The following is a 7,105-nucleotide window of genomic DNA, read 5'->3' as shown; positions in this document are numbered from 1 at the left end:
TGGTCGAGGGAATCAACAATAAACTTAAACTAATAAAACGAAGAGGCTATGGCTTTAGAAACTTTCGGAATTTTTGGGTTAGAAGTATGTTATCTTGGCATCTTGTCTGTTGATTTAGCATAAAGAGTAACGAAGAGCCTTAAGCCCTCTCTTTAAGTATTGTTGTTAATGTAGCTTATTAAGATCGGCGACCGCACTTTAACCCACAGCTTCCATCAATGTGCATGGTGCGTTCCCCAAAATCGAGCGCTGGAGCAGTAGGAGCCACCTTAGGGAACGCACCCTACAAGATTGCGATCGCTACATTTTGGATCGTAGCGGAAAAATGTCAGGTACAACGATTTGTCATACATTATCTTTCTTTGTCAGTTAAATCAATATATTCAGTTTGTATTCGTTTATTCTTGATTAGTATTCTAAAATAAGGACATTTCCCATTTACTGATAAATCTTTATCATCATTCCCTTTCCTGAATTTAATTATTTCAAATTGGTCGGGATTAAATTTATGCAAAAATGTTATTGGCACTCCCATATATCCCTTATAGTCTATTGGTATGTCTTGTGTTTTATTAATATTAATTCCATCATAATTGTCATATTTTGGATATTGAACTTCGTTGCCAAAATATCTTTTTGTAAGTTCTATATCTTCGTGCCGCTTAAAATTATCTAAATTAGTGAGCCATAAACAATTGTTTGGTGAGATTATTCTATTACCAGAGTTATCTATTCGAGTTTCTGTTCCATATAGTTCATAGTGTTCAGGTACAATAAAACCTGAAATACCTCTACCAATATTTATTCCTAACCACGCCTTGTTTTCTTTAATAAGTTTGAAAATTTCTTTATAGGTTATTGCATTAATATTTCCAATTATCAAAAACTTTTTATCGTATTTAACCAATTGAGCTACATACTCTCTGAATAATGAAAATGGGGGATTGGTAACAACAATATCGGACTGCTTTAATAGTTCAATGCTTTCCGAACTACGAAAATCACCATCTCCATTAAAGTAAACTAGGTCAGTTGACGTTGGTTTGTTTTTTTCGCCTTCTGTACCTGTATATTCAAAGAAAAAACCTTTTTCATCTTCTTCTGTATTAAATAAATTTTTTACTTGCTCTCTATAACAAGATGTTATTATTTTTTTAAGACCTAATTCATTGAAATTTGAGGTAAAATAATTAAAAAAGTTACTAATTCGGGGATCATCGCAATTGCAATAAACTACTTGATTTTCAAAATGACTTTTATAATGCTGTAATTCGCTTTCTATATCTGAAAGCTGTGTATAAAACTCGTCACTTTTTGATTTTTTAGCTTTTTGTAATAATTCATTTGTTGCATTTCTTGCCATTTTAAACCTATTTTGATTTAATAAATCTTTGTTTTAGTTATTTACTTTTGGTTATCTGATTAAATATCTCACTGCCTAATACTTGAAGAGAGGTTTTAGAAATTTCAAGCATAATGTCAAACATTTTTTTGTCATCCACATCCCATTTTCCGCCATTTCCTTGTGTGTATATAGAAGTTGCTTGAAGCATAATTGTTTTATCTTTATGCTTGACAAACTTATTTTTACACAAATTGGTATTAATGGGCATTCCATAATTTGCAGAAGTTAACCTATCTAATCTATTTAGCGTTCCTGAATTGTATTCAAGCGTTACAACCCTTCCATCGGGTCTTTTAATTGAAATAGTTTCTGTTAAAAAATTTGAGCCTTCCAAAAATAATACATATGGAAAATGAGATTCAGATAACATCAAATTAGCGATTTCAGATATGTTTTTATGTGATCTTTCTATCTATTGCATTACCGGCAGCCATCAAATCTTGATCATTTTTTGCTCCTACAAGTTTTCCTGCTTTGATGTTTTCAATGTCTTTCCCCTGATTTTTAGCTTCCGAAACTAAAACGATTCTCCAATTACCGTTATCATCTTTTACTTCTATTATTCCACCATCGGGTATAATACTTGAATTTGATACAAAAAGTGTTTGTCCTAATGCTGGGTCAATTTTCTTTAATGCTTCGTTTATTTCTTCTTTTTTTATGCTCTTTTTGTATTGAAAAGATAATTGAGGAAACTCCTTTTCAAGCTGTTTAATTACAAAAAGTGAAATTTTTCCAACAGTTATGTCGTGTGATTTTGCTTCATCTCCAAATATACCAACCACACCTTTAGACTCTTTATGTTGATTCGTTAATCTTTTTGATTGATTCTTTTTAGTCATATTGTGCCTTTTCTTTACTTAAATCTTCTACTTTCTGCTACAGGCAATGTATCTATAACGAAAGATTATACGCCAACTTTATGTATAACACTCTCCAGAGTAACGATATGGGTCAACTTTTGGCGTATCACTCTATTTAGGCGCAATCGCCAGAACTTTTCCCCATATCACGCCCAAAAGCTTGTTAGCCAGATTAGCCCACATCGCACTTTAACCCACAGTTTCAATCAATGTGCATGGTGCGTTCCCCAAAATCGAGCGCTGGAGCAGTAGGAGCCACCTTAGGGAACGCACCCTACAAGATTGCGATCGCACTTCTAGACAGTGCCTTCGACATCGCACTTTAACCCACAGTTTCAATCAATGTGCATGGTGCGTTCCCCAAAATCGAGCGCTGGAGCAGTAGGAGCCACCTTAGGGAACGCACCCTACGGCCTTCAAGGAATAATTAGAACAAACCAAGCTACAAAAAACACCCATGGCAAAAATATTGCAGCTAAATGACCCAAAATAAAACCACCCAATGTAAGTGTACCAAGAGTAACTTCAAATTCGCGTCCAATAGCTTCTTTGAGCTTATATTGAGCAGAGAGAGCTGCTAAAATTGATATGTAGGCGATTATTAAATTTACCACACCAATCCAAGGCAGTATAACAAGTAGCTTATTAATTCGCTCAAACTGTGGAACAGTATTTGGGGCAGCCAAAAGAACAGCATATGTTGCAAATAATATGGTTTGTGACAATAGAAGCCAAGACAGTCTATAGTTTATTAGATTATCTTCATGAACCCATTTTTCTCTAGCTGCCAGATACTTTTCATGTTCAGTTGGATACATCTAACTCTTTTCTCCACATTTTCCACATTTTCAACTTTTTGAGAAGCAGTCTTTAGTTCTTCTTTGTTTACTATAGCGTTTCTGATTCGCAAGAGGTACATTCCAGATACTAAACAGCTTAATCAGCAAAGGTTTAAGTGTACCGCACAGATGCGAGAACCGCTATAAATTCCTGACAACTAGGCTCATTCTAGCGACGATTATTCGATCTGACCGCACCTCTTGACAAAAATTTATCATTATTCGATTCGTTTAATTGTCGGGGGACTCTGTAAAGATTTTTTACTGGGAAATTCACACCCACCAACAAACTTTTTGCTGCAAACCCTAATTCAACCTTGCTCCTGTACTTTTAGCAGCACAGGAGCAAAGTTGAAAATAAAAATTAATAACTGTCCTCATCGGTGATAACTTCCACGGGAATCACTTCTTCTAACACTTTTTCCTGCATTTCTTGGCGACGAATCGGTATTTTAGTTTTTTCCAATTCCGGTAAAGCGACTAATTCCCGTTGTTTTTCCCGGACGGTATTGGGTAACAACATCGGTAAAGGTTCGGGGGTTTCTAACCAGTAGCTGGCTACCGGTAGAGTATGTTCTAAATCCTCCAATAAACGGGGAATAATCATCACCGCGTGCAGTTCACCGATTTTCTCCGCTTCCCGCATTCCCGCATCAATGGCCACGGCCACATTAGCGACGGAACCCCGGATAATGGCCGTACACAAACCATCCCCAATTGTTTCGTAGGAAGCTAACTGCACATCGGCCGATTTCAACATTGCATCGGCTGCCCCCACCATAGCAGGAAAACCGCGGGTTTCCAAGAGACCGATCGACATATTGCTCAGTTTGCTGAAACCCCGTTGACTTTGGGCAATTTCGGCTAAACGGCTACCAATTGGGAAAATTACCTCTAAATTGGGCATCGGTCGGGGAATAACCGATTTAGATACCAATTGTCCGAACTGTGCGGCGGTTTTTGCCCCTTCTTCCACTGCTAACCGCACATCGGCAATATTACCACGCACGATCGCTGTACAGTGACCACCGCCAATTTTTTCGTAACCCACGAGGGTAACTTCTGCTGATTTTAGCATCATATCCGCCGTCCCGACGATCGCCGGAAAGCTGAGGGTAGAGACTAAACCCAAGGCGCTATCTTTGGGGTGACGCTTGGTTTTCATCGTCCTTTGACCGGGGTTAGTTGGGGACGAGGGGGGAATGCTTCCATTAACTCTTAATCTAGACATTGAAGATAAACTTGCCCTAACAGGTACGAAGGGGGTGATTGTCAGCTATCCTGTTACTATCTAGTCTATCCTGTTAACCTTAATTGCTCTTGAAGATTTTTGAGGGATTAGATAAATTTTAGTTATTGTAGCTTGATCAAGTTGTCTATGACAGAACAGCCTCGCAGTACAGATGATCGAATCAGCGAAACGGAAGCGACCGAATTAATGCGCTCGCTGCTTCATAAGGAAGGAAATTGGGTGAATTGGGGGCAAAAATGTCAAAAACTGCAAAAAGCTGGCTACGATTCCCAGTTAATCTTTGAACAAACGGGTTTTCAAAATGCCCAACAAAATTTAATTATTGTCGCTGCCCAAGTTTTTGAGAGTTTAATCAAAGCGGGAGCAGCTGAAGATTTATTAAGTTACTACATCGGGCCGCGCAGTGATGTGTTATACGAATTGCGGATTCTCAATCAAGAACAAAGATTGGGGGCAGCGAAGTTAGCGGCAGAAAAAAGGATTGAGGTGGCTGAAGCACACGATATCGCCAAAGCAATCCAAGATTTTTCCCGTTTATCCCAGATTCCCAGTGAATTTACCCGTCATCCTGGAGATGCGATCGCTTATCAGTGTTGGAAACGGGGCAAACAAAAGCGAGATTTAGCCGAAAGAGCGAAATTAATCGCTAAAGGGTTGAAATTTGCCCATTCTGACTCGGCCAGACAGGCGATCGAGTCTTTACTGCAAGATTTTACCGTTACTCCCACCCGTAGCGCACCTTTGCTACCCGTCCATCGTTTACAGGATGAGGACGAATTAGCCAGAATTATTCCTTTAGTAGGAAGATTTCCGGTGACGGTAACTGATATAAAACAGACAGAAAGTTTGAGCGTCGAGGAACCTTTTCGACTGGTAACGGTGGGGGATAAACAAACGATTGTGCCTCTCCCCGGTTGGCAAGCAATTCTAAAGGCGATCGATCCTGTAGCTATTTTATGGCCTAGCGATCAATTACCTCGATCGATTGCCACCAGATCTGAGGAGGTATTATTAGTGATCGATCGAGTTTTGGCCGAATGGGACGTGAACAATTATTATCTGGTAGAGAGAGATAATTCCGTCTCTTTACAATGGTTTGATAGTCCCCCCGATGTCACCATCTTAGGTCAATTAGTCTTGATTTTAAGAGCCAAAAATATCCTCGATGAAAAAAACATCACCGAACCCTGGCAAATGGACGACTAAATCAGTGATCAGTGATCAGGTTTAAGCTATTAGTTATGAGTGGGAATAAGAAAATAGATAAACTGATCACTGAATCGAATAAAACTGGTCACTGCTAACTTGTAGCTGACAGCATAACTTAAGAAACTAAGAGACATTTTTAAAGTAAAAAGTAAAAAGGGAAAACCTACTTTCAAGAAAACACTGGAACAGACAACAGGCAAATGTTGACTGATAACTGATAACTGATAACTGATAACTGATAACTGAATATATGCGTGCAGTAATTTGTGGATATTATGGGAGAGGAAACGGAGGAGATGAGGCATTATTAGTGTCTCTATTGCAGATGTTGCCCTCAGCAATTAAACCTATTGTTTTATCAAATAATCCCAGAGAAACCAGTCAACGTTATGGAGTGGAAACCTGTCCTAGTAGGGATTGGTGGCAAGTTTTTCAAACTATGAAAAAAGCGGATATATTTATCTGGGGTGGCGGCAGTTTAATGCAGGATGTCACCAGTTTTGCCAGTCCAATTTATTACGGTGGTTTAATGGCTCTTGCTCAATTATTGGGCTTAAAAACTATTGCTTGGGGGCAGGGAATTGGACCATTAAATAGACCTTTTACCCGTTGGTTAACCAAAAAAGTTTTACAAAAATGTAGTTTAGTTACTGTGCGCGATGATACTTCGGCTCATTTAGTCGCCAATTGGGGTATTCATCCCATTGTTGCCCCCGATCCAGTATGGGCTTTAGACGCTCAATCAGTCAAGGGATTATCGGATTTACCCGCCCCAAGAATCGCCGTCAATTTACGTCCCCATCCCCTATTAACCCCAGCAAAATTAGATAAATTAACCCAAGCTTTAATTGATTTACAAACCAGCACGGGGGCGTTTATTCTCTTAGTCCCTTTTCAAAAGTCGCGGGATTTGCCCCTCTGTGAAGCTGTAGCCCGTCAATTAACGGAAAATCATCAAATCATTAGTTTAGAGGATCCAAGACAGTTAAAAGGCTTATTTCGTGGGGTAGAAATGGTGATCGGAATGCGCTTTCATAGTTTAATTATGGCCGCGGCAGAAGATTGTCGTTGTTTTGCCCTTAGTTATGATCCGAAAGTGTCGCGATTAATTGCCGAAGTACCGATGCCGGGTTGGGAATTAGATCAGTTACCAGAGGCAGTTAATGATATTAGTACCACTTGGATTAATTTTTATGCCAATGGAGAGGGATTAACCAGCGATCGCAAACATTTTTTAATCGATCGAGCTTTAATTCATCGAGAAATTTTATCTAGATTGGTGAGCTAATTTTTATGTCGAGTGCTATTACCGAAGCTATCACAACTATTGCCCTGACCGAGACAAGATTTAATAGACCTGTTGCTTTATAAGATACCCCTATTAAATCGATTTCCAGGTGGTGATTCGGTAGTAGTGATAGCGGCTTAATCCTTTGCTTTGCTGTGCATTGTAGTCATGGATAAAATACCAAACAGCTCCAACGTGATTCTCCATTTTTTTAGAGAAAGATAGACTCTCTCTCACTAGCCGAGAAAT

General features: G+C 38.9%; 8 protein-coding genes. 3 read left to right on the top strand and 5 right to left on the bottom strand.

Features of this window, described 5'->3' with window-relative positions; translation table 11 throughout:
• On the top strand, nt 1-113 hold a 113-nt coding region (locus IM319_RS06220; RefSeq protein WP_071784045.1), incomplete at its 5' end, for a transposase.
• Nucleotides 114-352: 239 nt separating this feature from the next.
• On the opposite strand, the gene IM319_RS06215 is transcribed toward IM319_RS06220, so the two are convergent.
• The 5 genes from IM319_RS06215 to IM319_RS06195 form a co-directional block, all read right to left on the bottom strand.
• Nucleotides 353-1,363, bottom strand: coding sequence for an adenine-specific methyltransferase EcoRI family protein (locus tag IM319_RS06215; protein WP_287735021.1), 1,011 nt, complete (start codon nt 1,361-1,363; stop codon nt 353-355).
• A gap of 37 nt (nt 1,364-1,400) precedes the next feature.
• Nucleotides 1,401-1,775, bottom strand: a complete 375-nt coding sequence (locus IM319_RS06210) for an EcoRI family type II restriction endonuclease (RefSeq protein ID WP_287735020.1) — start codon at nt 1,773-1,775, stop codon at nt 1,401-1,403.
• 25 nt (nt 1,776-1,800) lie between these two features.
• Nucleotides 1,801-2,247 carry an EcoRI family type II restriction endonuclease gene (locus tag IM319_RS06205; RefSeq protein ID WP_287735019.1) on the bottom strand — a complete coding sequence of 149 codons (447 nt, stop codon included), beginning with the start codon at nt 2,245-2,247 and terminating at the stop codon, nt 1,801-1,803.
• A gap of 437 nt (nt 2,248-2,684) precedes the next feature.
• Nucleotides 2,685-3,086 (bottom strand): hypothetical protein, encoded by a 402-nt coding sequence (locus tag IM319_RS06200; RefSeq protein ID WP_287735018.1) that lies wholly within the window; start codon nt 3,084-3,086, stop codon nt 2,685-2,687.
• 385 nt (nt 3,087-3,471) lie between these two features.
• Nucleotides 3,472-4,272 (bottom strand): carbon dioxide-concentrating mechanism protein, encoded by an 801-nt coding sequence (locus IM319_RS06195; protein WP_002775137.1) that lies wholly within the window; start codon nt 4,270-4,272, stop codon nt 3,472-3,474.
• Between the two features lie 213 nt (nt 4,273-4,485).
• Here IM319_RS06195 and IM319_RS06190 point away from each other — a divergent pair, with 213 nt between their 5' ends.
• On the top strand, nt 4,486-5,565 hold the full coding sequence (locus IM319_RS06190) for a RuBisCO accumulation factor 1 (RefSeq protein ID WP_287735017.1): 1,080 nt from the start codon (nt 4,486-4,488) through the stop codon (nt 5,563-5,565).
• Nucleotides 5,566-5,818: 253 nt separating this feature from the next.
• A complete protein-coding gene (csaB, locus tag IM319_RS06185; protein WP_287735016.1) occupies nt 5,819-6,856 on the top strand; it encodes a polysaccharide pyruvyl transferase CsaB in 1,038 nt (345 codons plus the stop codon).
• Nucleotides 6,857-7,105 lie beyond the last annotated feature (249 nt).

It is taken from the genome of Microcystis sp. M113S1, assembly GCF_020246945.1.
GTDB lineage: Bacteria > Cyanobacteriota > Cyanobacteriia > Cyanobacteriales > Microcystaceae > Microcystis.
Note: the sequence above shows the minus strand (reverse complement) of the source record. Positions and strands in the feature narration are given on the sequence as shown.